Source organism: Pseudaeromonas paramecii (assembly GCF_039540575.1).
In the GTDB taxonomy this organism is placed as follows: Bacteria; Pseudomonadota; Gammaproteobacteria; order Enterobacterales; family Aeromonadaceae; genus Pseudaeromonas; species Pseudaeromonas paramecii.
In genome coordinates this window covers 300722-325657 of record NZ_BAABFC010000009.1, presented here as the reverse complement: position 1 = coordinate 325657, position 24936 = coordinate 300722, and the positions used below count along the sequence as shown (strand labels likewise).

The following is a 24936-nucleotide window of genomic DNA, read 5'->3' as shown; positions in this document are numbered from 1 at the left end:
CTTTATGCTGGAGCCCTCGCAACAGGAGGTGAGCCGTGAATGCAGTGACCTGTGGCCCCGAATGGGGGGATCGTCGTTCCAGTGATGCCGTCGGCATCAGCAGCCCGTGGGCCGCCTTTCATTTTCTGGCGCGGATCGATCGCAGCCGCCTGACCCATTCCGCCGCCTTTCGCCGCCTGCAGGGCAAGACCCAGGTGGTGGGGGTAGGGGAGAACGAGTTTTTCCGCACCCGCTTGACCCACTCCCTGGAGGTGGCACAGATAGGCGCCACCCTGGCGGATCGCCTCTTGTGGTTCAGCGGCCGTGCCGAATGGAGTCACTGGGTGCCCTGGCTGCCGCCGGAGCACCTCATCGAGACCGCCTGCCTGGCCCATGACATCGGCCACCCGGCCTTTGGTCACAACGGCGAGAAGATCCTCAACTACTTCATGCTGGATCACGGCGGCTTCGAGGGCAACGGCCAGACCCTGCGGCTGCTCACCAAGCTGGGGGAGTATTCGGACGGCTATGGCTACGACCTCACCCGCCGCAGCCTGCTGGCGGTGGTCAAATACCCCGTGCTGTTTGCCGAGGTGGCGCCGGACTACCCCAGCCGGCCAGAACGGGTACCCCGCAACCTGACGGCCTGGCATCCGCCCAAGTGCCTGCTGGATGACGAGGCGGCGGTGCGGGACTGGCTGGTGGCGCCCTTCAGTGAGGCCGATCGCCGCCGCTTCATCACCCCCCAGGAGGTGGAGAAGGTGGAGGCGGGCATCCCCATCAAGGGGCTGCGGGCCCGCTACAAGAGCCTGGATTGCAGCATCATGGAGCTGGCGGATGACATCGCCTACGGGGTGCACGATCTGGAGGACGCCCTGGCGGTGGGGCTGCTGAGCCCCCAGCAGGTGGTGGCGGATCTGGATGAGCTGCTGCGCCGGGTGCCGGCCCTGGAGCAGGGCCGCAAGCGACGGGAGGCGGACTACTACGTCAGCCGCATCGCCAGCGGTGAGCCGCGGCTGCTCAAGCAGGCTATCACCAACCTGGTCCACTTTCTGGTGACCCAGACGGTGCCGGTGGAGCTGGGGCTGTTCGACCATCCACTGTTGGATTACCAGATGCAGCTCAAACCTGAGGGGGCTGAGATCCTGCGCCAGCTCAAGGGCTATGTGTTCGATCAGGTCATCGCCCAGCCGCGGATCCGTACCCTGGAATACAAGGGCCAGCAGATCATCGCCGAGCTGTTCGAGGCGTTTCGCGACAACCCCAAGGATCTGCTGCCCCGCAGCCTGTCGGCACGTATCGAGCCGGGCTGCGGCCACTCGCTGCACCGTACCGTCTGCGACTACATCGCCAGCATGAGCGACGGCGAGGCCACCGCCATCTATCAGCGGCTGTTCCTGCCGGGCAACGGCTCCATCTTCGAGCCCTGGTAAGATGAGCCTGCGCCGCCAAGTCCGTTTCTGGCGCACCCCGGCCCTGCCGGGGCTGGAGCTGCGCCGGGCCCGCTATGCCCGCCAGACCTTCGCCCGCCACACCCATCCGGTCTGGTCATTAGGGCTGGTGCTGGAGGGGCAGACCCACTTCGAGCTGGGGGAGGCCTGCTGGCAGGCCGGGGCCGGGGATCTGGTGCTGATCCCGCCCCAGGCGGTGCACGACTGCAATCCCCAGGGGGAGGCGCCGTTGGGCTACTGGATGTTCTATCTGGATCCGGTCTGGCTGCCGGGGCTCACCGCCCGGTCGCCCTGCCAGGTGGTCTGGTCGCAGCCGGAGGCGTTTGCCGCCTTGCGGGCCTTGGCGACTCGCCTGCCCGGCTTGCTGCAGCGCGGCGAGTCGCTGGATGAATGGCGGCAAGGCTGGCTGGCGCAGATGGCCGAGGTTCTGGCCTGCTGGCCGGCCCAGTCGCCGTCGGCGGATAGGACGCCCAGCCCCTGGCTGGCGCGGGCTCAGGCCCTGCTGTGCCAGCCCCAGGAGCTCTCATTGACCCATCTGAGTCAGGCTCTGGGGCTCAGTCCCTCCTATCTCAATCGGCGGTTCGGCGCCGAGCTGGGGCTGCCGCCCCACCGCTATCAGCTGCAGCAGCGCATCGAGCTGGCCAAGACGGCGCTGCGGGCCGGCGCGCCCATAGTTCAGGTGGCGGTGGAGCTGGGCTTTAGCGATCAGAGCCACTTCACTCGCCACTTCACCGCCATCGTCGGCGCCACCCCGGCCCAGTACCAAAAGGGCCTGTGACGACAATTTCGTACCAGATCCGCTCCGCCACCCTTGCTAGCATGGCCGCCTGTTTTACGTTGTACAGGTAAGTACAAGATGCAAACCATGACCCGCGGCTGGGCCTGGCTGGCCCTGGCAGGCTCCGTGCTGCTGTGGGGCAGCTCCTATGCCGCCACCAAGACCTCCCTGAGTTATTTCTCCCCCAATCAGCTGATCTGGCTGCGCATGGTGCTGGCGTCCCTGGTGCTGCTGCCCTTCTGGCGCCGGCTGCCTAAGCCGGCCTACCGTCAGGGGGATGGCCGCTGGTTGTTGCTGCTGGGCCTGTTGCAGCCCTGCATCTATTTTACCTGCGAGACCCAGGCCATTCGGTTTACCACCTCGGCTCAGGCCGGCACCATAGCCGCCATGGCGCCGCTGTTTGTCGCCCTGCTGGCCTGGTGGTGGCTCAAAGAGCGGTTGAGCCTGCCGGCCCTGCTGGGGCTGTGCTGTTCGCTCATCGGCGTGGGGCTGCTCTCGTTGGGGGCCTCGGCGGATCAGGCGGCCCCCAATCCCTTGTTGGGCAACAGCTTGCAGCTGCTGGCCATGCTCTGCATCGCCAGCTACATGGTGATCCTCAAGCGCATGAGCAGCCGCTACGACACCTGGTGGCTCACCGGCAGCCAGAACCTGCTGGGCATCCTCTTCTTCCTGCCGGGGGCCTGGCTCGCTGGGACGGATCACTGGAGTCAGGTGCCCTGGTCGGCCTGGCTGTGCGTGTTGTATTTGGGGGGCATCGTCAGCCTGGGGGGCTTCGGCTTGTATAACCTGGCCATGCGCACCCTGCCCGCCGCCGAGGCGGCCATGAGCATTAACCTGGTGCCCTTGCTGGCCATTCTGATGGGCTGGCTGGCCCTGGGGGAGGCCTTAAGTCCGCTGCAGGGTCTGGCGGCCCTGCTGATCCTGGGGGGCGTGCTGTTGGGGCAATGGCGGCCCGGGCGCAAGGCTCAGGCGGTGCCGGAGGTGGGCTAGCCTGCCGGATCTGCGTCGGCGGACGGGTTCGGGCACCCAGGGCCGAGCGGATCGCCCTCAGGAAAACCTTCTCATTTGAATCTTTTGTGATCCCGCGCCAAGGACGCGGGATTTTTGTTGCACCCTGTCTCCAGCCGACTAGGCTGTGACCGCCCAATGATGGGCGTCAATTGGAGATATGAACGTGTTAAAGAAGATCATGTTGGGGTTGCTGCTGACCATGGGCGTGGCCCGGGCGGATGTGCTGTATCTGGATAATGGCTTTGTGGCCAGTACCACCGAAGGGGCATTGATTGGCGGGGGAAACTACTTTGCGGACGGGCTTTTTGCTGCGGACTCAGAATATGTCAATTCGTTGGTGAAACTCAGTAACCTCAATGGCTTGTTTAGCTTCAACAGCTTTGAAGCTAATTCCTTTTACGAATTCGATGCTGTGAATGTCGCAGTCTACGGTGCTTCAGGCCTAATACAGAGCTACAGCATGCGTCAGGTTTGGTCTTGGCCATCCATGTCCTGGTCATTGGATACGGATCTGCTGCCAGGCACCTTGTTCACAGGAGTAAGCTATATGACGATTCAGTCTGCTTATTCACTTGGATTCGAAGCGACCTTGCCTACCCTCACAGCTGCCGTCCCCGAACCCAGCCAATGGGCTCTGCTGTTGCTGGGCGCCGGTGCCTTGCTGGGGCTCTCCCGTCGACGTCGGGGCGCGGGCATGGCGCTGCCGGCTTAAACCGCATTGTGTGTGTGACCGGCGGGGGGACCTGCCTGGACAAAGAGGCGCATTGGCGCCTTTTGTTTTTTCGTTGGCTCGGCGGCGCTTAACGCTCCCGATCCGAATCCCGGTAGGTGCGCACCACCCTGGGGGTGAGCTTGATCACCAGCTCATAGGGGATGGTACCGGTATGGCGGGCCACCTCTTCCACCGGCAACTCCGGGCCCCATAACAGCACGGGATCCCCCACCTGATCCTGGGCATCCGGCCCCAGATCCACCATCAGCATGTCCATGCAGACGCTGCCCACCAGGGGGACCCGGCGGCCATTGACCAGCACAGGGGTGCCGCTGGCGGTGCTGCGCGGGTAGCCGTCGCCATAACCCATGGCCACCACGCCTAGGCGGGTGGGGCGATCCGAGCACCACTTCTCCCCATAGCTCACCGGTGCGCCGGCGGGGTGATCCCGCACCGCGATCAGCCGGGAACGGAGGCTCATCACGGGGCGCAGCCCTTCATCCGCGCCGCAGCGCTGGCCGTCCGGCGCTATGCCGTACAGGGCGATGCCGGGACGGATCCAGTCGAACTGGCTGCCGGGCCAATAGAGCAGGCCGGCGGAGTTGGCCAGGCTCTTGGGCCCAGGGAAGTCCGCGGTGGCCGATATGAAGCAGGCCAGCTGTGTCTGGGTGCTGGCGGAGCCGGGCTCGTCGGCACAGCTGAAGTGGCTGGCGACCCCTATCTCGTCCGCCACCCAGGGACAGGCGGCCAGCTGAGCGTGGATGTCGCCCAGCTGCTCCGGCAAGAAGCCCAACCGGTGCATGCCGGTATCCAGCTTGATCCAGGCATGCAGCGGCTTGGGCAGGGGGTGAGCTAGCACAGCCGCGAGCTGCTCCGGACTGTGGATCAGGCTGTGCAGCTCCTGTTGGGCGGCCAGCTGCAGATCTGCGGCGCAAAAACACCCTTCCAGCAGCAGTATGGGGCGCGTCACTCCCAGCTTGCGCAGATGGAGCCCCTCTTCGAGGCGGGCCACGGCGAGGGCATCGGCCTCGGCCAGCGCCGGCAGCAGGCCGGCCACCCCATGGCCATAGGCATCGGCCTTGACCACGGCCACCAGCTTGGCGCCGGGGGCGCGGCCACGCAGGACATGCAGGTTATGACGCAGGGCGGCCAGATCCAGGCTGGCTTCGGCGGTAAGCATGGAACCTCCTGTACAACAGATCAGAGGTGAAGAGAAAGCGGGCCACCCACAGGGCGCGGGTGGCCACGCGGGTTAGTCGGCGGCCTCGACGGCCAACGCATTGTCGCTATCGTTTTCGCCAAAGTAGGCACGGGTCAGGCGGAATACCACAGGGCTCAGGGCCAGCAGGGCGATGAGGTTGGGCAGTGCCATCATGGCGTTCAGGGTGTCAGCCACCAGCCACACCAAATCCAGGTTCATGCCAGCGCCCACCGGAATGGCCAGCACCCAGAGGATGCGGTAGGGCAGCACCGCCTTGACGCCGAACAGGTAGGTGACGCAACGCTCGCCGTACAGGGACCAGCCGATGATGGTGGTGAAGGCAAACAGCGCCAGGGCGATGGCCACCAGATAGTTGCCCGCACTGGGCAGGGCAGAGGAGAACGCCAGGGAGGTCAGGGCCGCCCCCGTTTCACCGCTGGTCCAGCTGCCGGCGCTGATGATGACCAGACCCGTCATGGTGCAGATGATGATGGTGTCGATGAAGGTGCCCAGCATGGCCACCAGACCCTGGCGCACCGGATCCTGATTCTGGGCACTGGCGTGAGCGATGGGGGCGGAGCCCAGGCCGGCCTCGTTGGAGAAGATGCCCCGGGCCACACCGAAGCGGATAGCCATCCAGATGCTGGCACCGGCGAAGCCACCCTGGGCGGCGGTGGGGGTGAAGGCCTCCTGGAAGATGAGGGCAAAGGCGCCGGGCAGGGCCTGGGCATTGATGGCCAACACCACCAGGCTGCCCAGGATATAGGCCACCGCCATGAAGGGCACCAGGGCGCCGGCAAACTTACCGATGCGCTTGATGCCGCCGATGAGCACCAGGCCCACGATCACCATGGTCACCAGCCCCACGGTCAGGGGGGCCACACCGAAGTTGGTGTTCAGCACCTGGGCCATGGAGTTGGCCTGCACAGTATTGCCGATGCCGAAGCCGGCCAGGGCGCCGAACAGGGCGAACAGGCCACCCAGCCAGGCCCACTTAGCCCCCATGCCGTTCTTGATGTAGTACATGGGGCCGCCGACGTAGGCGCCGTTCTTGTCCTTTTCCCGGTAGTGCAGGGCCAGCACCGCCTCGGCGTACTTGGTGGCCATGCCAACCAGGGCGGTCATCCACATCCAGAACAGGGCACCCGGACCGCCGAGGAACACGGCGCTGGCTACCCCGGCGATGTTGCCTGTGCCCACGGTGGCGGACAGGGCGGTCATCAAGGCCTGGAAGGGGGGGATCTCCCCCTTGTCGCTGGACTGGCGGCCCTGCCACAGCAGCTTGAAGCCGGTGCCCAGCTTGAGGATCGGCATCAGCTTGAGCCCCAGGCTCAGGAAGATGCCGACCCCCAGGATCAGCACCAGCATGGGGACGCCCCAGACGATGCCGTTGAGGGTGTTGATAAATGAGGTGATTGCCTCCATGGCGGAACGCTCCTTTTCTTCTTCATCTAGTTCAGGGGGACTGTGGGGGAACTGCAGCCTGCCGGGCGAGCCAGCAGGAACCCATCACTCTACCAGCCTTCGCAACATTCGGGCCAAACTGGCAAACAAAAAATGACGATATATCATTTCAATATATCAATATGATATGGAATAAAACTCTGGCGATTAGCGCTGTTGTGGTGTTGTCGCTACGGTGCCATCTCTGCGCCATCCTGGCCACAATCGGGCGCCAAGCCAGATATTGTCTGGTCTTGCAGCGAGTTTGCCAGTGGTTATCTCGGTGATTTGGCGGCGACATGGGCAACTTTGGTGGTGTTGCTACAAAATGGTGGGCTATTTTGTTGCATTGTGAGGTTTACTCCCCGTCGGGTCACGCCAGGATGATCCTCTGAATCATCAGAACTTAATCTGATTATTTCTCTAATCTCGGCAGAAGATGCTGAGAAGCCGAATCACGGGAATATTGCCTGGCGTTTAATTTTTTAATGCTGACAAAATTTAGTATCGATCACCAGATATATACAGAATTGGCATGATGGCTGCTGTATCTGTTGTGAAACCTAGACAATCGGACTGCAAGGAAGGCCTGGCGGTCATCTCTTTTCAAGGAGCGCAACATGAGTGAGTCCATCATCCCGCAACCCTACCTCCTGTTTCTGGGCGATGCCCCCGATGCCCTGGCCGCCAAGGTGGCCCTGGGGATCAAGCAGTGGCGCCCCCATCTGTGTGTCGGCCAGCTGAGCCTGCCGGGTTGCCAGGCCGACTGTGGCCTGCCGGAGATGAGCCTGGCCGAGGCCTGGGCCGCCGGTGCCCGCACCCTGGTGATCGGCGTGGCCAACCGCGGCGGCATCATAGCCCCGGGCTGGATCGCCCTGCTGAAGGAGGCCCTGGAGCTGGGCATGGATCTGGCCGCCGGCTTGCACAACCGCCTGTCCGACGTGCCTGAGCTGAAGGAAACCGCCGACCGCCTGGGCCGTGCCCTGTTCGATGTGCGTCATCCCACCCGCACCTTCGCCGTGGCCAATGGTCGCAAGCGGGCCGGCAAGCGGTTGCTGCCGGTGGGCACCGACTGCTCTTGCGGCAAGATGTACACCGCCCTGGCCCTGGAGAAGGCCATGCAGGAGCGCGGCATGAAGGCCACCTTCCGGGCCACCGGCCAGACCGGCATCCTCATCAGCGGCGCCGGGGTCAGCGTGGACTGCGTGGTCTCCGACTTCGTCTCCGGTGCCGTGGAGTGGCTGAGCCCGGAAAACGACGCCGACCATTGGGATCTCATCGAAGGGCAGGGCTCCCTGTTCCACCCCTCCTTCGCCGGGGTGACCACGGGCCTGATTCACGGTGCCCAGCCCGATGCCCTGGTGCTGTGCCACGAACCCACCCGCAGCCACATGCGCGGCCTGCCCGAGTACGCCGTGCCGGATCTGGAGACCTGCATGGCCGCCAACCTGCTCACCGCCCGGCTGACCAACCCGGCCGCCTGCTTCGTCGGCATCTCGGTGAACACCGCCAAGCTGGCCGAGGCCGAGGCCCTGGCCCTGCTGGCCGAGATTGAGGCCAAGTTCGGCTTGCCCACCGTCGATCCGGTTCGCCAGGGTGTGGATCGCATCATAGACGCCCTGTAAGGAGACGCCATGCAGGCAAGGGTATTTGAAGAGTCCTGGCCCATCGCCGGCCGCTTCGTCATCAGCCGTGGGGCCCGCACCGAGGCCCGGGTGGTGGTGGTGGAACTGACGGACGGGGCCGCCGTGGGGCGGGGGGAGTGTGTGCCCTACGCCCGCTACGGTGAAACCGTCGAGGGGGTGATGGCGGAGATCGCCGAACTGCTGCCGGCCCTGGAACAGGGCCTCAGTCGGCAGGCGCTGCAACAGCGGCTGCCCGCCGGCGCCGCCCGCAATGCCATCGATTGCGCCCTGTGGGATCTGGAGTGCAAGCAGTCGGGGCAGCGGATCTGGCAACGGACCGGCCTGAGTGCGCCGGCCCCCCAGGTGTGTGCCTACACCCTGTCGGTGGACACGCCAGAGGCCATGGAAGCGGTGGCCCGCCAGCATGCCTGGCGCCCCTTGCTCAAGCTCAAACTCGCCGGGGCCGGGGATCTGGCCCGGGTTGCGGCGGTGCGCCGCGGCGCCCCCGAGGCGCGGATCATCGTCGATGCCAACGAGGGCTGGGATGAGGTTCTGTACCGGGAGCTGGTGCCTGAGCTGGCCACCCTGGGGGTGGCGATGATAGAGCAGCCCCTGCCCGCCGGGCAGGAGGCGCTGCTGGCGACCCTGCCGCGTCCCATCCCCCTGTGTGCCGACGAGTCGTGCCACGATCGCAGCAGCCTGCCGGCCGTGCTGGGCAGCTATGATCTCATCAACATCAAGACCGACAAGACCGGCGGCCTCACCGAGGCCCTGGCCCTCAAGGCCGAGGCCGAGGCGGCGGGGCTGGGGATCATGGTGGGCTGCATGCTGGCCACCTCCTTGGCCATGGCGCCGGCCTTCGTGCTGGCCCAGGGGGTGCGGGTGGTGGATCTGGACGGCCCCCTGCTGTTGGCCACCGACCGCCCCGATGGGTTCGCCTACGACGGCGCCCTGATGCAACCCTGTGAGGCCGCCCTGTGGGGCTAGGCCATCGCCACCAACAAGAAGGAATTTCATCATGACCCGTATCGTTTATCTCAATGGCCGCTATCTGGAAGAGCACCGGGCCCAGGTCTCGGTGTTTGATCGCGGCTTCCTGTTCGCCGATGCCGTCTACGAAGTCACCGCCGTGCTGAACAGCAAGCTCATCGACTTTGCCGGCCACTTTGCCCGCCTGCAGCGCTCCTGTACCGAGCTGGGACTGACACTGCCGGTGAGCGAGCAGCAGCTGCGGGACATTCACCAAGAGCTGCTGATCCGCAACCAGTTGCATGAAGGCGGCATCTACCTGCAGCTGACCCGTGGCAGTGCCGGCGATCGGGACTTCTGCGCCCCGGCGGATCTGTCGCCCACCCTGCTGCTGTTCACCCAGGCCAGGCCGCTCAAGGATGCACCCCAGGCCAGTGCCGGCATCCACGTGGTGAGCCTGCCGGACATTCGCTGGCATCGCCGCGACATCAAGACGGTCCAGTTGCTGGCCCCTTGTCTGGCCAAGGAGTTGGCCCACGCCCGTGGCGCCGATGACGCCTGGCTGGTGGAGGATGGCTTCGTCACCGAGGGCAGCTCCAGCAACGCCTATATCGTCACCGCCGACGGTACCGTGGTGACCCGACCCTTGAGCAACGACATACTGCACGGCATCACCCGCCAGGCGCTGATGCAGCTGGCGGCCGATGGCGGCATCAAGGTGGAGGAGCGGGCCTTCACCATCGCCGAAGCCCTGGCCGCCAAGGAGGCTTTCATCAGCTCCGCCACGACAGTGGTGTGGCCTGTGGTGAGCATAGATGGTCAGACCATTGGTGATGGCAAACCGGGGCCTGTCTCCTTGCGTCTGCGCCAGCGCTATCTGCAACTGGCCGAGCAGTCCACCCAAGGGTAATACCCATGTGGAGAAGGGGATAGACCAGTTTTGGCTTCTCCCCTCCGCAGGGGAGGCGTAAGCTGAGTTGCCGTCGCCCACTGACCTGTCGGGCGGCGGCTTCCCTCCCCTAAAAAGGACAGCAGCAAGATGATACGCAAGAACCCTTCCGGCCATCAGCCGGTGATCCACGAGTCTGCCTACGTCGACAAGACCGCCATCATCTGTGGCAAGGTCATCATCAAGGAAAATGTGTTTGTGGGGCCCTACGTGGTGATCCGCGCCGACGAGGTGGATGAGCACGGCGAAATGGAGCCCATCGTCATAGGCGCCAACTCCAACATCCAGGACGGGGTGGTGATCCACTCCAAGTCTGGCGGTGCCGTGACCATAGGCGAGTTCAGCTCCATCGCCCACCGCTCCATCGTCCACGGTCCCTGTGAAGTGGGGGACAAGGTGTTCCTGGGCTTCAACAGCGTGCTGTTCAACTGCAAGATTGGCGAAGGTTGCGTGGTGCGCCACAACGCCGTGGTGGACGGCTGCGATCTGCCCCCCGGCTTCTATGTGCCGTCCACCACCCGCATCGGCCCGCAGACCGATCTGGAGACCATTCCCCGGGTCACCGCCGATGCCACCGAATTCTCCGAAGACGTGGCCCACACCAACATCGATCTGGTGCGCGGTTACAAGGCCCTGTCCAACGAGTTCTGATGACGGTTGTGTGATGCCGTGCTGGCAATAAAAAAGGCTCCCTTGGGAGCCTTTTTGCTGGGCGCTGAGCTTATCAGGCCAGGGCGGCCAGGGCGGCGGCGTAGTCCGGCTCTTCGGTCACCTCAGACACCAGCTGGCTGTAGATCACCTTGTCCTGCTCATCCAGCACCACCACGGCCCGGGCGGCCAGGCCCACCAGCGGGCCGCTGGCAATGGCCACGCCGTAGTCGGCCAGGAAGGCGGCGCCACGCAGGGTGGAGAGGCTGACCACCTTGTCCAGCCCTTCGGCGCCACAGAAGCGGGCCTGGGCGAAGGGCAGGTCGGCGGAGATGCACAGCACCACCGTATTGGTCAGGGCACTGGCCTGCTCGTTGAACTTGCGTACCGAGGCGGCGCAGACCGGGGTGTCCACGCTGGGGAAGATGTTGAGGATCTTGCGCTGGCCGGCAAAGTCGCCCAGACCCACGTCCGCCAGATCCTTGTTCACCAGGCTAAAGGGCTTGGCGGCTTGACCGGCGGCGGGGAATTGACCGGCTACCTCGACGGGATTGCCTTGCAGGGTAATGGTGCTCATGAATGCTCCTTGTTTTGAGGGCCCGGTGTTGCGGGACCGGGTCCGATAAACCGCACAGGGCGGGCTAGACGACTCAGTATAGGCTCCCATTGGATCAACAAACACGGAGCAAGGGCAGGGTTATGCCGCTGAGCCGGCCTCATTGAGGCGCAGGCCGAACACCTGCTGGGCCTTGAGGTCGGTAAAGCCCAGGCGCCGGTAGAAGTGGTGGGCCTGCTGGCGCACGAGATTGGACCGCACCCAGAGGCGCTCCATGCCCTGGCCGCGGGCCCAGTGGCTGGCGGCCGTCACCAGTTGCTGGCCAATGCCTTGACCGCGGCACTGTTCGTCCACCACCAGCCCCAGGATCTCGGCATGGGGATCCGACTCCAGAGCGCACACCAGGCTGGCGTGCAGCCAGGCCACCACCTGTCCCGGTTCCCCGGCCTCGGCCACACCGAGCCAATGATCGGCGCGCGGCAGCAGGGCGGTCAGGCGGCGGGCCATCTGCTCTTCGGTGCTGGGATAGCCCAGCTGGGTCGCCAGGCGGGCCAGCTGCGGGCCGTCGGCCAGGCTGGCCTGACGCAGGCGCAGCGGCGGTACGACAGGGGAATGAGCGCAAGGGGGCATGCAGAACTCCTCGGGAGGCCGGCGGTTAGGCGGGGGGCCGGAAACTAGGGACGGGATGTGGACTGAGTATCAGCATGCCTGGCTGGCGCGCGGATCACCAGGGCGATGCCACCCAGGATGGCCAGGGCGCTCAGCAGCAGGCGGCCTCCCAACGGCTCACCCAGCAGCAGGACGGCGCCCAGCGCCGCCAGGGGCGGCACACTCAGCTGGACGGTGGCGGCCTGGGTGGCCGGCAGCCGTGGCAGCAGGGCATACCAGAGGGCATATCCCAGGCCGGAGGCCAGGGCGCCGGAGAGCAGGGCGTAGATGAGGCCGGCTCCCGCCGGCAGGGGCCCCTGGCGCAGCAGCAGGCAGAGCAGCAGGGCCAAAGGGGTGGCCAGCAGGAAGTTGCCGGCAGTGGCCGCCAGGGGATCCCGGGCGTGACGGCCACGCAATGAGTAGCCGCCCCACGCCACCCCGGCCCCCAGCATCAGCAGGGCGCTGGGCAGGGGCGGGGCCTGCAGCCCGGGCATCAACAACACCACCAGACCGGCGATGGCCAGGCAGACCCCCAGCCATTGTCGCCATCCCAAGATCTCTCCCCGGGCCAGACCGGCCAGCAGCATGGTGCCCTGGACGGCGCCGAACAGCAGCAGAGCGCCGCTGGCGGCCCCCAGGCTCAGGTAGGCAAAGGAGAAGCCCCCGGCATAGGCCAGCAGCCAGAGGGCGCCGGCCAGGCTGCCGGTTAAGCGGCGCTGACCGCCCTCCCGCAGGCGCACCAGCAGGCTGAGTATCAGGGCGCCGGAGGCCAGGCGCAGCAGGGTGAAGTCCGCCGGATCCAGGCCGCCGGATTGCAGGGCCAGCCGGCACAGCAGGGAGTTACCGGCAAAGGCCAGCATGGTGAGGGCCAGCAAGGCGAGGCGCAGCCGGGGGCCACGGTTGCTCAGGGTGGCGAGATCAAGGTGCATTGGCGGTAAATCCCATGGCAGGGCGACCTCGGGTTCAGGGCAAATAAGATGGCTTGAGCATAGCCGCGCCTAGCGGGCATGGCCGCCCGGCGAGTCGGAGGGACCGCGTCGCCGGGGAACATTTGCTGGCGGACGTTACGCCTGTGGCGGCAGGCAGACGCCGATACCGCCCAGACCGCAGTAGCCACCGGGATTCTTGGCCAGGTACTGCTGGTGATACTCCTCGGCAAAGTAGAAGTCCGGCGCCGGGATTATCTGGGTGGTGATGGTGCGGCCATCCCCGGCGGCGGCCATGGCCTGAGCATAGGCGGCGCGGCTGGCCTCGGCGGCGGCCTGCTGGGCGGCACATGTGGTGAAGATCACCGAGCGGTACTGGGTACCGATATCGGCGCCCTGACCCATGCCCTGGGCGGGATCATGCTGCTCCCAGAACAGCTTGAGCAGCGCCGCAAAATCGATCAGCTGCGGATCAAACAGCACCAATACGCTCTCGGCGTGGCCGGTGCTGCCCGAGCAGACCTCCTCGTAGCTGGGGTTCGGGGTAAAGCCGCCCTGGTAGCCCACGGCGGTGACCACCACCCCGGGCTGTTGCCAGAACAGCCGTTCCACGCCCCAGAAGCAGCCCATGGCGAAGTAGACCCGCTCCAGATGGGCGGGGTAGGGCGGCAGCATGGGCTGGCCGGAGACAAAGTGGTGGCCACTGAGGATCAGGGGCGTGGTGCGGCCAGGCAGGGCGCCGGCGGCGTCGATCATCTGGGTCTTGTCGGTCATCCTATCTCCTTAGGTTCAGGCACCGAAGCCGTCGGCCTTCAATTGGGCGAAGGCGGCGTCGGCGGCGGCCAGGGTCTGGGCTATCTCCGCCTCGCCGTGGGCCAGGGAGAGGAAGCCGGCTTCAAAGGCGCTGGGAGCCAGGTAGATGCCGGCCTCCAGCATCAGGTGGTAGAAGCGCTTGAAGGCGGCCAGATCGCAGGCGGTCACCTGCTCGAAGCGGCTGATGTGGGCCTCGCGGCTGAAGAAGAAGCCGAACATGCCGCCCACCTGGGTGATGGTCAGGGGGATGCCGTGCTTGTCGGCGGCCGTCTTCAGGCCTTGAGCCACCTGGGCGGTCTTGGCGTTCAGTGCCTCGTAGAGGCCGGGGGCCTGAATGGCCTCCAGCATGGCCAGCCCGGCCGCCATGGCCACCGGGTTACCGGACAGGGTGCCGGCCTGGTAGACGGGGCCGATGGGGGCCAGCTGCTCCATGATGTCGCGCCGGCCGCCGAAGGCGCCCACCGGCATGCCGCCACCGATGATCTTGCCTAGCGTGGTGAGATCGGGCTTGATGCCGTAGTGGGCCTGGGCGCCGCCCAGGGCGACCCGAAAACCGGTCATCACCTCGTCCAGGATCAGCAGGGCGCCGTGCTGGTCGCACAAGGCGCGCAGCCCCTCCAGGAAGCCCGGCTCCGGCGGGATGCAGTTCATGTTGCCTGCCACCGGCTCCACTATGATGCAGGCGATCTCATCGGGGAATTCGGCAAAGGCCGCGGCCACCGAGGCCAGATCGTTATAGGTGCAGGTGAGGGTGTGCTTGGCGAAGTCCGCCGGCACGCCGGGGGAGTTGGGTTGCCCCAGGGTCAGGGCGCCGGAGCCGGCTTTGACCAGCAGGGCGTCGGCGTGGCCGTGGTAGCAGCCCTCGAACTTGATGAACTTGTCCCGGCCCGTGTAGCCGCGGGCCAGGCGGATGGCGCTCATGGTGGCCTCTGTGCCGGAGTTGACCATGCGGCTCATCTCCATGGAGGGCACCAGGCGGGCGAGGGTCTCGGCCATGCGCACCTCCACCTCGGTGGGGGCACCGTAGCTCAGGCCCTGTTCCACCGCCGCCAGCACAGCTGCCTTGATGGCCGGGTGGTTATGGCCCAGCAGCATGGGACCCCAGGAGCCGATGTAATCCACATAGGCCTGACCGTCCACATCATACAGATAGGCACCGTCGGCCCGCTGGATGAAGCGGGGGGTACCGCCCACGCCGTTGAAAGCCCGGACCGGGGAGTTGACGCCGCCGGGAATGTGCTGACGGGCCTGCTTGATGAGCTGTTGGGAGCGAAGGGGCGGTTGGGAGAGACTCATTAGGGATTCCTCTGGCTAAAACAGATGGATAATGACCTGAGGTGCAGGGTTCAACCCAGGCGGGCTTTGCCCGATAATAGGCCCGGACTATAGCAAAAAGCCGGTTAGCGACAAACCGCCCCCCGACACGCCCCAGGAGTAGTGTTACTTATGCCCGCCATGAGCCCCGCCCGCCAGCGCCAGCACACCAAACGGCGCAGACGCCGCCTGCGCAATGTGATCCGCCGTTTCGTCAAGCGGGACCATACTTCGCCCAAGATACTGGCGCTGGCCGCCCTGACCGGCAGCCTAGCGGGGGCCATCTGTGCGGCGTTCGAGTTTGTGGCGGACTACCTCATCGAGCGGCGCTTCGACTTTCTCGATCAGTTTGAGGGCTGGACTCTCTGGCTGCTGGCCTTCGCCATCAGCGCCCTGTTCGGCGGCATCGCCATGTACCTGACCCACAGGTTTGCTCCGGAGGCCGGCGGCTCCGGCATTCCCGAGATCGAAGGGGCGCTGGATGATCTGCGGCCGGTACGCTGGTGGCGGGTGATCCCGGTGAAGTTCTTCGGCGGCTCCCTCTCCTTGAGCTCCGGCATGATACTGGGCCGGGAAGGTCCCTCGGTGCAGATCGGCGGCAACGTGGGCCGCATGGTGGCGGACCTGTTCAAGCTGCCCAAGGATGCCGGCCACGCCCTGCTGGCGGCGGGGTCGGCGGCGGGGCTGTCGGCGGCCTTCAACGCGCCGCTGGCGGGCATCCTGTTCGTGCTGGAGGAGATGCGGCCCCAGTTTCGCTACTCCTTCTTGTCGGTGAAGGCGGTGAGCACGGCTGTGATACTGGCGACCGTCACCCGTCAGCTGCTGCTGGGCACCCAGCCGGTGTTCCATCTGCCGCACTTTGCCACGCCCCATCTGTCCACCGGTGGCCTGTATGTGCTGTTGGGCTGCCTGATGGGGGTCATCGGCTATGGCTTCAATCGGGCGGTGAACCGGGTGCAGGACACCTACCTGGCGCTGCACCGCAACCAGCGCAGCCGGGTGGTGGCCCTGCTGATGATGGTGGCCGGCGGCTTCGGCGTGCTCTCCCTGTATGGCCAGGGCTTCAGCGGCAGTGGCATGCACGAGATCCCCGTGTGGATCACCAGCCCCTTGCCCTACGAGGCGCTCTTGTTGCTGCTGTTGTGGCGCTTGGCCGGCACCCTGTTGTGCTTCTGCTCCGGCATTCCCGGCGGTGTGTTTGCCCCCTCCCTGGCGCTGGGCACCCTGTGCGGCGCCATGCTGGGCCAGCTGTTCAGTCAGCTGTTCCCCGGTCTGCCCATCGAGACCGGCACCTTCGCCATCGCCGGCATGGGGGCGCTGTTTGCCGCCTCGGTTAGGGCGCCGGTGACGGGCATAGTGCTGGTCACCGAGATGACCAACAACTACGGCCTGATCCTGCCCATGATGATCACCACCCTGTGTGCGACCCTGGTGGCGCAGATGCTGGGTGGCCGGCCCATCTACAGTCAGATCCTGGAGCGGACCCTGCGGTTGGCCCGGCAAAAAACCGCCGCCGAGGCCGGTCAGCCCGGGGCAGCGGTGAATACTTGAACTCCCAACTCGGGTATTGGATAATCCGCCCCATTGCATTATGTGAGGTTGATCATGAGCGACAGTGTTGAGATGCAGTTCCCCATCGAGATGACCGCGGCCGCCGCGGCCAAGATCAAGAGCCTGATCACCGAAGAGGAGAATCCGGAACTCAAGCTGCGGGTGTACATCACCGGCGGTGGTTGCTCCGGCTTCCAGTACGGCTTCACCTTCGACGAGAAGGTCAATGACGGCGATACCGTGGTGGAGCGCGATGGCGTCATCATGGTGGTGGACGGCATGAGCCTGCAGTACTTGGTGGGCGGCACCGTCGACTACACCGAGGGGCTGGAGGGTTCCCGCTTCCTGGTGACCAACCCCAACGCCACCACCACCTGCGGCTGCGGCTCCTCCTTCTCCATCTAAGCCGCCCCCGCTATTGCCTTGCCCAAGGGCCTGCTGCTGCAGGCCCTTTTTGTTTGTGCGCCTGCTGTTGCAGGCCCTTTTTGTTGGCGCGCCGGCCTCAGGCCGTGCGGGGCTCTGTCCTGGGCAGGGGCGGGATCCGCAGACACAGGACCATGGCCGCCAGGGTGGCCAACCCGCCCAGCAGACCGGCATAGCCATAGCCGCTGACCCCCTGTTCGCTCACCTGAACCAGTTGTCCCGCCACCGCGGCCCCGGCGGCGGTGGCCAGTTGCTGGCAGCTGGCGTTCATGGCCAGAAAGCCGCCCCGCAGCGCCGGATCCACCGAGCTGGTCACCAGGGCCACCGCCGGCACAGAGCGGCAGGGCACCAGCAGGAAGAACAAGGTGGTGGCCAGCAGCAGGCCGTACCAGGGCAGGGGGGGCAACTGGGTGATGAGCGTGATGGGCAGCAGGGAGAGGCCGGCGAGGCGCAAGAAGGCCTGGGGCTTGCCCACCCGGTCGCTCCAGCCGCCGACCCAGCGGCTGGCCAGCAGGGTGGCGGCGCCACCCAGCAGATAGACCCAGGAGAGCAGGCCGCTGGAGACCTGCAACGCTTGGGTCAGATAGATGGCCAGAAACGGCATGACGCAGGCGCCGGAGAAGACGCCACAGCAGACAAACAGCAAGGCGGCACGGTGGCGCCGGGGTGCCAGTATGCGTCCCCACATGGCCAGAGGGTGGCGCAGCTCGGCTTGTGGCATGGGGGGACGGCGGGGCAGGCGCCAGGCCGCTACCAGGGCACAGGGCAATGCCAGGGTGGCGAGCAGGACAAAGGGCAGCCGCCAACCGCCCAGCTCGCTGAGCCAGAGGGCCAGGGGCACCCCCAGTATGCTGGCCAGGGAGAACATGGACATCATGAGGCCGGTGGCGCGACCGCGCCGCTCCGGCGGGATCAGATCGCCGATCAGGGTCTGCACCATGGCGCTGAGCATGCCGCCGGCCAGGCCGCTGACTCCCCGGGCCAGCAGCAAGACGCCATAATCGCTGGCCAGACCGCACAGCAGCGTCATCAGGCTGAATAGGGCAAACAGGCAGAGCAGCAGTCGCTTGCGCTCCACCCGGTCGATAAACAGAGCTGCAATCAGGCCTCCCAAGGCCGCGCACAGGGCATAGGCTGTCACCAGACTGGCAAACTGGCCACTGGAGAGGGCCAGCTGGCTCATCAGTTGCGGGGCCAGGGGCTGCAGCATCAGCAGATCCAGCAGGTGATAGAAGTGAATGGCGGCCAGGGGCCACAGTAGCCAGGCATCCTGCCGGGCCGTGGAGCTGGATGGGATCATGATGATTGCCTTAGACGCGAATGCTTGGCACTCTATCGCCAATGAGAATTAATATCAAATTCATGAGAGCCACATGATGCTGCCTTGGCAACCGGCCGGTGAGGCGCTGGCTGCTCGATTGGCCCAGCACCAGATCGTCGCCCTGGGTGAGGTGCACTGGACCGGCCAACCCTACGACTGGCTGTGCGACTGGCTGGCAACGCCCGGACATGCCGACCTGCTGGATACCCTGGTGGTGGAGTTTGGCAATGGCCGCCATCAGGCCGTGCTGGATGCCTACCTGGCCGGCGAGGCGGTGAGCGAGGCCGCCCTGCGGGCCGTGCTGCAGGATGCCCTCTTCGGCCTGACCTGGAGCCACCCGGCCTACCTGCGACTGTTGGCCTGTCTGCGTCAGCTCAATCAGGCCCGGCCTGCCCGGCGGCGGATCCGGGTCTGTCTGGCCGAGGCGCCCTTTGACTGGCAGGCCCCCGATCTGGCGCAAGCCTGGCAGCGGGCCCTGGCTCGGCGTGAAGACGACTACTACCACTGCGTGCAGCGGCAGGTGCTGGCGCCGGGGCGGCGGGCGCTGCTGCTGTTCGGCGCCTTCCACCTGCGTAGGCGTGGCGAAACAAGTCCTCAATTGGCCCAACATATCTTGGATCCACTAGGGGCGCGATTGGCGCGCCAGCTGGGGGAGCAGATCTACTTTATCTGGCCGCACTTCACCGCGGATCCGGCGCTCAATCACGCCCTGACCGAAAGCCAGGCACAAGGGCAGGGGCCTCGCCTCTGTCATCTGGCGGGCACCTCATTGGCACAGCAGATCTTCGGCCTGCTGCACCCGCGCCTGCCCAGCGACCAGCGGCTGGGGGAATTGACCGACGGCTATCTGGATCTGGGCGACTTGCCCCGCCGCCAGCAGCTGCCGACCGACTGGTTGGCGGATGGCACCTGGTGCCGGGAGATCTGGCGGCGGGCCCGGGCGTTGCCTACCGACGCCGGGCAGGCATTGCAGCAACAGCTGCAACGTCTGGGTATACAAGATAACTGATAATCGTTATCATTAAGGTGTAAGTGCAACGGCACCCAGGCGTGTCTCAGGAGGCCTTAATGACTCAAGTTCCATCCGGTGGCCCACGCTGCCATCACCTCTGGCTGGCCGAGCGCGTGGTCCTCGGCCCGCATTTCATCCGCCTCTGGTTGCGGGGGGAGGCTCTGGCCCTGCTGCCGGCCGATTGCGCCGGTGCCCATGTCAAGCTGATGTTCCCCCAACCTGGGGAGGATGAGCCGCAACTGCCGCAGTGGGATGGCAAGGGCATGCGCTGGGCAGATCCCGCCGCCAAGCCCTGGGTCCGCACCTATACCATTGCCGCCTTCGACGGCCAGCGCCTGGCCATCGATTTTGTGCGCCACACGGCACCGGGGCCGGCGGCCAACTGGGCGGCCCATGCTCCCCTTGGGGCTCGCCTGGGTTTTGGCATTCCCGGGCCGGCCCTGCCCTGGCTGGCCCCTGAGCGTTATCAGCTGCTGGGGGGCGATCTCAGTGCCCTGCCCATGCTCTCGGCCCTGCTGGCTCGGCTGCCGCAGAGCGCCCGCGGGGAGGCCTGGATCAGCGTGCCCAGTGAGGCGGATCGACAGCCGCTGGTGGTGCCGCCTGGCATACGGTTGCACTGGCTGACGGATACCAGCCCGGCGCAGTCGGGCTGGAGCCAGGCCCTGGCCCAGGCCGAGGTGCCCACTGAGCCGGTGTGCGTCACTCTGGCCGGGGAGGCCGGTGCCTTGCAGCAGGCCAGGCGTCAGCTCAAGGGGCTGGGGCTCATCACCCGCCCCCACAGCTATACCATCCCCTTCTGGCAGCTCTCCTACAGCGAAGAGGGCTTTCATGCCGAGCGGCATCGGCTGATGGATGTCGCCCAGGCGGAGGATGCGGTATGAACCAGGTGGAGAATGTCTATGAATAAGTGGCGAAAGGTCAGTGTTCTGACGCTGATGCTCGGTGTGCTGCTGGCCCATGCCTGCCAGAGCCGCCTGCATGCCGCCGAGTTGATCCAGGTCACCGATGCCCTGGGGCGCAGCGTCAGCCTGCCGGCCCAGCCCCAGCGCATCGTGGCCCTGGGGGAGCTGGATCTGGATTGTCTGCTGGCGTTGGGGATCCAGCCGGTGGCCACCACCGCCGGTCGCGGCCAGCTGGGTGTGGCCCACTACCTGCAGAGCCAGCGGTTGCCCGATGGCCAGCCGGTGAGCAGCCTGCCCCTGGTGGGCCTGTTCAGCCAGCCCTCGCTGGATAAGCTCATTCAGGTACGCCCGGATCTGATCCTCACCAGCAGCGTGCTGGATCCGCGGGTCCTGGCGCAGCTATCCCAGGTGGCACCGACCCTGTTCATTGCCAAGCCTGAAGAGCCCTGGAAGACGGTGTTCAGCCGCCTGGCCGGTTGGCTGGGCCGGGAGGAGACAGCCCAGGCCTTCCTGGCAGAGTATCAGGCCCGGGCTGGCGCCTTGCAGGCCCGCTGGGCAGATCGCGCTGATCGGCAGATCAGCATAGTGCGCTGGGATCCCAAGGGGCCCGGTTTCATGCAGGCCGACAGCTTCGCCAGCCTGGTGGCGCGGGATGCCGGTCTCAGCCGACCTGTTGCCCAGCAGGTGCCGGGGGTCAAGCATTCGCCGCCCCTGAGCCTGGAGGCCCTCTCCAGCCTGGATGGCGACTGGCTGTTCATGGGGGTACTGGATCCCAAGGGGCAGCAGGCCCAGACCCTGGATCAGCTGGCGAGCCAGCCGCTGTTTGCCCGCCTTAAGGCGGTGCAGGCAGGTCATCTGGTGCTGATGGACGGCTCCATGTGGACCAGTAACGGTGGCCCGTTGGCGGCCCTCGGCGTACAGCAGGATCTGGCGGCGGCCCTGGATGGCGCGGCGCCATGAGTCAGGCGTTGTGCTGGCCGAGTACGGCGTCGTTTGCCGGGAGGCCCTGGCTGCTGACCGGCGCTCTCGTGCTGGCCCCTGCCAGCCTGATGTTGCTGTCGCTGCTGTGTGGTGCGGGGGAGTGGACTATGGCACAGGCGCTGGACGGATTGCTGGGCCGACCTGTGCCGGAGGATCTGCAGCTGGTGATGAGCCAGTTGCGCTGGCCCCGCACCCTGGGAGCCTGGTTTATCGGCGCCCTGCTGGGGCTGGCGGCCACCCTGCTGCAGACCGCCACCCGCAATCCATTGGCGGAAACCGGCCTGTTGGGCATCAACGGCGGAGCGGCCCTGGGGGTGGTGCTGGGGCTGTTCTGCGGCCAGATAGTGCTGCCGTTGGATTATTTCCCCTGGGCCATGGCCGGTGCCCTGCTGGGCAACGCTTGCATACTGCTGCTCTTGCGCCGGGCTGGCCCCCGGGCCTCGCCCCTGCGCCTCATCCTGGCCGGCGCGGCCCTCTCCGCCACCTTCCAGGGCATCACCTCTGTGCTCTTGCTGTTCGATCAGAATGCCTATGACCAGTACCGCTTCTGGGTACTAGGGTCGCTGGTGGGGATCCGCTGTCCCATGGTGATCTGGCTGGCCGGCTTTGCCCTCATCGGTGGCCTGCTGGCCTGGGCCCTGGCCCGACCGCTCTGCGCCCTGCAGCTGGGCCAGGAGAGTGCCCGCGCCCTGGGCTATCGACCTGGCGTTATCCGGCTGCTGGTCAGCGCCCTGGTGGCTTGGCTGGCCGGCAGTGCCGTGGCGGTGGCCGGCCCCTTGCTGCTCATCGGTTTGCTGGGGGCCCTGTGCGCCAATGCCCTGCTGGGGCCGCGCCTGTTACCCCGTTTGGCCCTGAGTGCCTGGTTTGGTGGCCTGCTGCTGCTGGCGGCGGACATCGCCGCCCGCCTGGTGCTGCGGCCCTACGATCTGCCGGTGAGCCTACTGCTGGCCCTGCAGGGGGCCCCTGTGCTCATCGCCCTGGTGTGGCGCGCCCGGCTGCACTGGTAGCTCGGCCTCAGACATTAAGGATTTTCCATGTGGTATCAGAGTCGCACCGCCGGACTTGTCTGGCGACAGGGGGGCATGAGTCTGCGTCTGCCCCTGGGCGCCATGTTGTGGGCACTGGCGGGAGGCAGCCTGTTGTTGCTGCTGCTGGGATTGTGCCTGATGGCCGGGGATACCTGGCTGGCGCCGGCGGATCTGCTGAGCCTGTGGCGTGGCGAGGCGCCGCCCTGGTTGCGTCTGCTGGTGTGGGACATCCGCCTGCCGCGGCTCTTGACCGGGTTGGGGGTTGGCGCCGTGCTGGCCCTGGCGGGCTCATTGCTGCAGGCGGTGGCCCGCAATCCGCTGGCCACCCCGGATCTGCTGGGTATCAATCACGGCGCCCTGCTGGCGGTGCTGGCGGGGCTCTGGCTGGGCAATTCCCCCTTGTTGGGGGGGGCTCTGCTGGCCGGGTTGGGGGCCAGTGTGACCCTGCTGTTGCTGTTGCTGCTGTGTGGTCGGGGCTTGCAGGGGCATCGCCTGGTGCTGATGGGGCTGGGGCTGGGGATCGCCCTGCGGGCCGCCGGCGAGATGGTGATAACCCAGCTGCCCCTGCATCAGGCGGCCAGCGTCTACACCTGGAGCCTGGGCAGCCTGCTGGGCCGGGATTGGTCGGCGGTACAGCAGGTGTCCCTGGGGCTGGCTGTCTTATTGCCCCTGGCGCGCTGGCTGGGGCAGCCCCTGACCCTGCTGCGGTTTGAGCCGGCCCTGGCTCGCAGCCTGGGGGTGCGCCTGCTGCCGTTGCGCTGGCTGGCCCTGCTGCTGGCGGCGGCCTCGGCAGGCCTGGCCACCGCCCTGGCGGGGCCCATCGCCTTCGTGGCTCTGATGGCACCGGTGATCCTGCAGCGCCTGGCGCCGGGCACCCGACTGCCCCTGGTGCGCAGCGCCCTGCTGGGCGGTGCCACCGTCATGCTGGCCGATACCCTGGGGCGGGTGATACTGCCCCAGGGTGAGCTGCCGGTTGGTGTTATCTGTACCCTGCTGGGGGGGCCCTTCTTGCTGTGGCTGCTCTGGCAGGCGCCCCCCGACAAGGAGTAAGTCATGCAACTTGAGGTGTCTGAACTGCAACTGGGCTATGACAGGCTCATCGTAAAACGCCTATCCCTGAGTCTGTCCGCCGGCCAGTTGATGATCCTCATAGGTCCCAATGGCTGCGGCAAGTCCACCCTGCTCAAGTCCCTGGCGGGCCAGTTACCGCCCCAGCAAGGCGAGATCCGGCTCGATGGCACCCCCCTGACCGATTTCAGCCCCCGGGCCCTGGCCCGGCGCATCGCCTACCTGCCACAGAGCCCGCTGGCGCCCGATGGACTCAGGGTGCGGGATCTGGTGGCCTATGGCCGTCATCCTCACCAGGGCTTGTTTCGCCAGTGGTCGGCGGTGGACGAGGCGGCGGTGGAGCAGGCCCTGGCCGACACGGATCTCTCTGAGCTGGCGGATCGGCGGCTGGAGGCCATCTCCGGTGGACAGCGGCAGCGGGCCTGGCTGGCCCTGGCCCTGGCCCAGCAGGCGGATCTGCTGCTGCTGGATGAACCGGTGAGCATGCTGGATCTGGGGCATCAGCTGGAGGTGATGGAGCTGGTGCACCGCCTCAGCCGTCAGGGGCGGGCCATCATCATGGTGCTGCACGACTTGATGGCGGCCGCCCGCTATGCCGATGTGCTGGTGGCCATGCGGGACGGTCAACTGGTGGCGGCGGGTAAGCCGGCGGCGGTGCTGACCCCCGAGCGGGTGGCGGCCCTGTATGACGTGCAGGCCCAGATCTTGACTGCGCCGGGGGATGGCTCACCCGTGGTGGTGCCTGTGCTGGGGCAACGGTCGGAGATCCGGGTATGAACCGCTGGCAATGGCGTGGCGAACGGGTGCTGGTGACGGGTGGCGCGCAAGGCATAGGGGAGGCCGTGGTGACGGCGCTGCTGGCCGAAGGGCGACAGGTCATGGTCTGGGATCGGGATAAAAGCGCCTTGGATGGACTCAGCGAACGGCATGCCGGGGCAGGCTTGCAGGTGGCCGAGGTCGATATGGCGCAGTGGCCGGAGTTGGCTCCTCGGGTGGCGGAATTGGAGGCCTGTTGGGGCCCCATCGATTACTTGGTGAACGTGGCCGGGGTGCTGGCTATGGCGCCGGCCTTGTCGCTGACCCCGGAGCAGTGGCTACACAGCTTTGCCGTGAACACCCATGGGCCATTTTTCCACTCCCAGGCGGTGGGTGGCAGGATGGCGGCCCGCGGCGGCGGCGCCATAGTGACGGTGGGGTCGAACGCCGGGCGGACACCCAGGGTGCAGATGGCGGCATATGGCGCCAGCAAGGCGGCCACGCTCTCCTGGATGCGCACCCTGGGGCTGGAGTTGGCGGGCCAGGGGGTGCGTTGCAATCTGGTGTCGCCGGGGTCTACGGATACCCGGATGCAGCGTCAGCTCTGGCAGGATGAGTCAGGTCCGGCCCGCGTGATTGAGGGCTCCCTGGCGGATTATCGCCTCGGCATCCCCTTGGGTCGTCTGTGCCAGCCTGCACAGGTCGCGGATGCTGTGCTGTTCTTGCTGTCTGAGCAGGCGGCACAGATCACCTTGCATGATCTACGGGTGGATGGGGGCGCGACTCTGGATCAATAGTAAGTGATAATCACTCGCAAATGGATTGTTTCGAGCGCCGCTTCTGGTTAAAATCAATAATGATAACCAATATC

General features: G+C 66.2%; 25 protein-coding genes. 17 read left to right on the top strand and 8 right to left on the bottom strand.

Features of this window, described 5'->3' with window-relative positions; all coding sequences use genetic code 11:
- The first annotated feature begins 35 nt into the window (after positions 1-35).
- From ABD847_RS06985 to ABD847_RS06970, 4 genes are all read left to right on the top strand, one after another.
- Positions 36-1412, top strand: a complete 1377-nt coding sequence (locus ABD847_RS06985) for an anti-phage deoxyguanosine triphosphatase (RefSeq protein ID WP_345011367.1) — start codon at positions 36-38, stop codon at positions 1410-1412.
- Position 1413: 1 nt separating this feature from the next.
- Positions 1414-2208 (top strand): helix-turn-helix transcriptional regulator, encoded by a 795-nt coding sequence (locus tag ABD847_RS06980; RefSeq protein ID WP_345011365.1) that lies wholly within the window; start codon positions 1414-1416, stop codon positions 2206-2208.
- 78 nt (positions 2209-2286) lie between these two features.
- Entirely contained in the window at positions 2287-3198 is a 912-nt protein-coding gene (locus ABD847_RS06975) for a DMT family transporter (RefSeq protein WP_345011363.1), read from the top strand.
- A gap of 184 nt (positions 3199-3382) precedes the next feature.
- Entirely contained in the window at positions 3383-3931 is a 549-nt protein-coding gene (locus ABD847_RS06970; RefSeq protein ID WP_345011361.1) for a PEP-CTERM sorting domain-containing protein, read from the top strand.
- 88 nt (positions 3932-4019) lie between these two features.
- Here ABD847_RS06970 and alr read toward each other — a convergent pair whose 3' ends face one another.
- Together alr and ABD847_RS06960 are read right to left on the bottom strand one after the other, a co-directional pair.
- On the bottom strand, positions 4020-5111 hold the full coding sequence (gene alr, locus ABD847_RS06965) for an alanine racemase (protein ID WP_345011359.1): 1092 nt from the start codon (positions 5109-5111) through the stop codon (positions 4020-4022).
- 72 nt (positions 5112-5183) lie between these two features.
- Positions 5184-6557 (bottom strand): alanine/glycine:cation symporter family protein, encoded by a 1374-nt coding sequence (locus tag ABD847_RS06960; protein ID WP_345011357.1) that lies wholly within the window; start codon positions 6555-6557, stop codon positions 5184-5186.
- Between the two features lie 638 nt (positions 6558-7195).
- Between ABD847_RS06960 and dgcN the strand changes: the two genes are divergently transcribed.
- From dgcN to ABD847_RS06940, 4 genes are all read left to right on the top strand, one after another.
- Positions 7196-8200 carry an N-acetyltransferase DgcN gene (dgcN, locus tag ABD847_RS06955; protein WP_345011355.1) on the top strand — a complete coding sequence of 335 codons (1005 nt, stop codon included), beginning with the start codon at positions 7196-7198 and terminating at the stop codon, positions 8198-8200.
- 9 nt (positions 8201-8209) lie between these two features.
- Complete coding sequence (gene dgcA, locus ABD847_RS06950; RefSeq protein WP_345011353.1) at positions 8210-9187, top strand: N-acetyl-D-Glu racemase DgcA; 978 nt, start codon at positions 8210-8212, stop codon at positions 9185-9187.
- 31 nt (positions 9188-9218) lie between these two features.
- Positions 9219-10079 carry a D-amino-acid transaminase gene (locus ABD847_RS06945; RefSeq protein WP_345011351.1) on the top strand — a complete coding sequence of 287 codons (861 nt, stop codon included), beginning with the start codon at positions 9219-9221 and terminating at the stop codon, positions 10077-10079.
- A gap of 129 nt (positions 10080-10208) precedes the next feature.
- The gene (locus ABD847_RS06940) at positions 10209-10769 is read left to right on the top strand and encodes a gamma carbonic anhydrase family protein (RefSeq protein WP_345011349.1); all 561 of its coding nucleotides are present in this window, start codon (positions 10209-10211) and stop codon (positions 10767-10769) included.
- A gap of 73 nt (positions 10770-10842) precedes the next feature.
- On the opposite strand, the gene tpx is transcribed toward ABD847_RS06940, so the two are convergent.
- The 5 genes from tpx to hemL all read right to left on the bottom strand — a co-directional run bounded on the left by tpx (position 10843) and on the right by hemL (position 15005).
- The gene (gene tpx, locus ABD847_RS06935) at positions 10843-11343 is read right to left on the bottom strand and encodes a thiol peroxidase (RefSeq protein ID WP_345011347.1); all 501 of its coding nucleotides are present in this window, start codon (positions 11341-11343) and stop codon (positions 10843-10845) included.
- 120 nt (positions 11344-11463) lie between these two features.
- Positions 11464-11952, bottom strand: coding sequence for a GNAT family N-acetyltransferase (locus ABD847_RS06930; protein ID WP_345011346.1), 489 nt, complete (start codon positions 11950-11952; stop codon positions 11464-11466).
- 44 nt (positions 11953-11996) lie between these two features.
- Positions 11997-12899, bottom strand: a complete 903-nt coding sequence (locus ABD847_RS06925) for a DMT family transporter (protein ID WP_345011344.1) — start codon at positions 12897-12899, stop codon at positions 11997-11999.
- Positions 12900-13034: 135 nt separating this feature from the next.
- The gene (msrA, locus tag ABD847_RS06920) at positions 13035-13670 is read right to left on the bottom strand and encodes a peptide-methionine (S)-S-oxide reductase MsrA (RefSeq protein WP_345011343.1); all 636 of its coding nucleotides are present in this window, start codon (positions 13668-13670) and stop codon (positions 13035-13037) included.
- 15 nt (positions 13671-13685) lie between these two features.
- A complete protein-coding gene (gene hemL / locus ABD847_RS06915) occupies positions 13686-15005 on the bottom strand; it encodes a glutamate-1-semialdehyde 2,1-aminomutase (RefSeq protein ID WP_345011342.1) in 1320 nt (439 codons plus the stop codon).
- A gap of 159 nt (positions 15006-15164) precedes the next feature.
- Between hemL and clcA the strand changes: the two genes are divergently transcribed.
- Positions 15165-16574, top strand: a complete 1410-nt coding sequence (clcA, locus tag ABD847_RS06910) for a H(+)/Cl(-) exchange transporter ClcA (protein WP_345011473.1) — start codon at positions 15165-15167, stop codon at positions 16572-16574.
- A gap of 54 nt (positions 16575-16628) precedes the next feature.
- Positions 16629-16979, top strand: a complete 351-nt coding sequence (gene erpA / locus ABD847_RS06905) for an iron-sulfur cluster insertion protein ErpA (protein WP_345011340.1) — start codon at positions 16629-16631, stop codon at positions 16977-16979.
- A 97-nt stretch (positions 16980-17076) separates the two neighbouring features.
- Here erpA and ABD847_RS06900 read toward each other — a convergent pair whose 3' ends face one another.
- Positions 17077-18297 carry an MFS transporter gene (locus tag ABD847_RS06900; protein ID WP_345011338.1) on the bottom strand — a complete coding sequence of 407 codons (1221 nt, stop codon included), beginning with the start codon at positions 18295-18297 and terminating at the stop codon, positions 17077-17079.
- A gap of 73 nt (positions 18298-18370) precedes the next feature.
- On the opposite strand from ABD847_RS06900, the gene ABD847_RS06895 reads away from it, so the two are divergent.
- From ABD847_RS06895 to ABD847_RS06865, 7 genes are read left to right on the top strand one after another with little or no spacing between them, the layout of a single operon-like run.
- Positions 18371-19327 (top strand): hypothetical protein, encoded by a 957-nt coding sequence (locus ABD847_RS06895; RefSeq protein ID WP_345011336.1) that lies wholly within the window; start codon positions 18371-18373, stop codon positions 19325-19327.
- Positions 19328-19386: 59 nt separating this feature from the next.
- Positions 19387-20211, top strand: a complete 825-nt coding sequence (locus tag ABD847_RS06890) for a siderophore-interacting protein (protein WP_345011334.1) — start codon at positions 19387-19389, stop codon at positions 20209-20211.
- 18 nt (positions 20212-20229) lie between these two features.
- A complete protein-coding gene (locus ABD847_RS06885) occupies positions 20230-21192 on the top strand; it encodes an iron-siderophore ABC transporter substrate-binding protein (RefSeq protein ID WP_345011332.1) in 963 nt (320 codons plus the stop codon).
- A complete protein-coding gene (locus ABD847_RS06880; protein WP_345011330.1) occupies positions 21189-22220 on the top strand; it encodes a FecCD family ABC transporter permease in 1032 nt (343 codons plus the stop codon). The genes ABD847_RS06885 and ABD847_RS06880 overlap by 4 nt, the downstream gene beginning before the upstream one ends.
- 27 nt (positions 22221-22247) lie before the next feature.
- On the top strand, positions 22248-23291 hold the full coding sequence (locus ABD847_RS06875; RefSeq protein WP_345011328.1) for a FecCD family ABC transporter permease: 1044 nt from the start codon (positions 22248-22250) through the stop codon (positions 23289-23291).
- 3 nt (positions 23292-23294) lie between these two features.
- The gene (locus ABD847_RS06870) at positions 23295-24086 is read left to right on the top strand and encodes an ABC transporter ATP-binding protein (RefSeq protein WP_345011326.1); all 792 of its coding nucleotides are present in this window, start codon (positions 23295-23297) and stop codon (positions 24084-24086) included.
- Positions 24083-24862: a 2,3-dihydro-2,3-dihydroxybenzoate dehydrogenase gene (locus tag ABD847_RS06865; RefSeq protein ID WP_345011325.1), complete on the top strand. Its 780-nt coding sequence runs from the start codon at positions 24083-24085 to the stop codon at positions 24860-24862. Before ABD847_RS06870 ends, ABD847_RS06865 begins: the two co-directional genes overlap by 4 nt.
- Positions 24863-24936 lie beyond the last annotated feature (74 nt).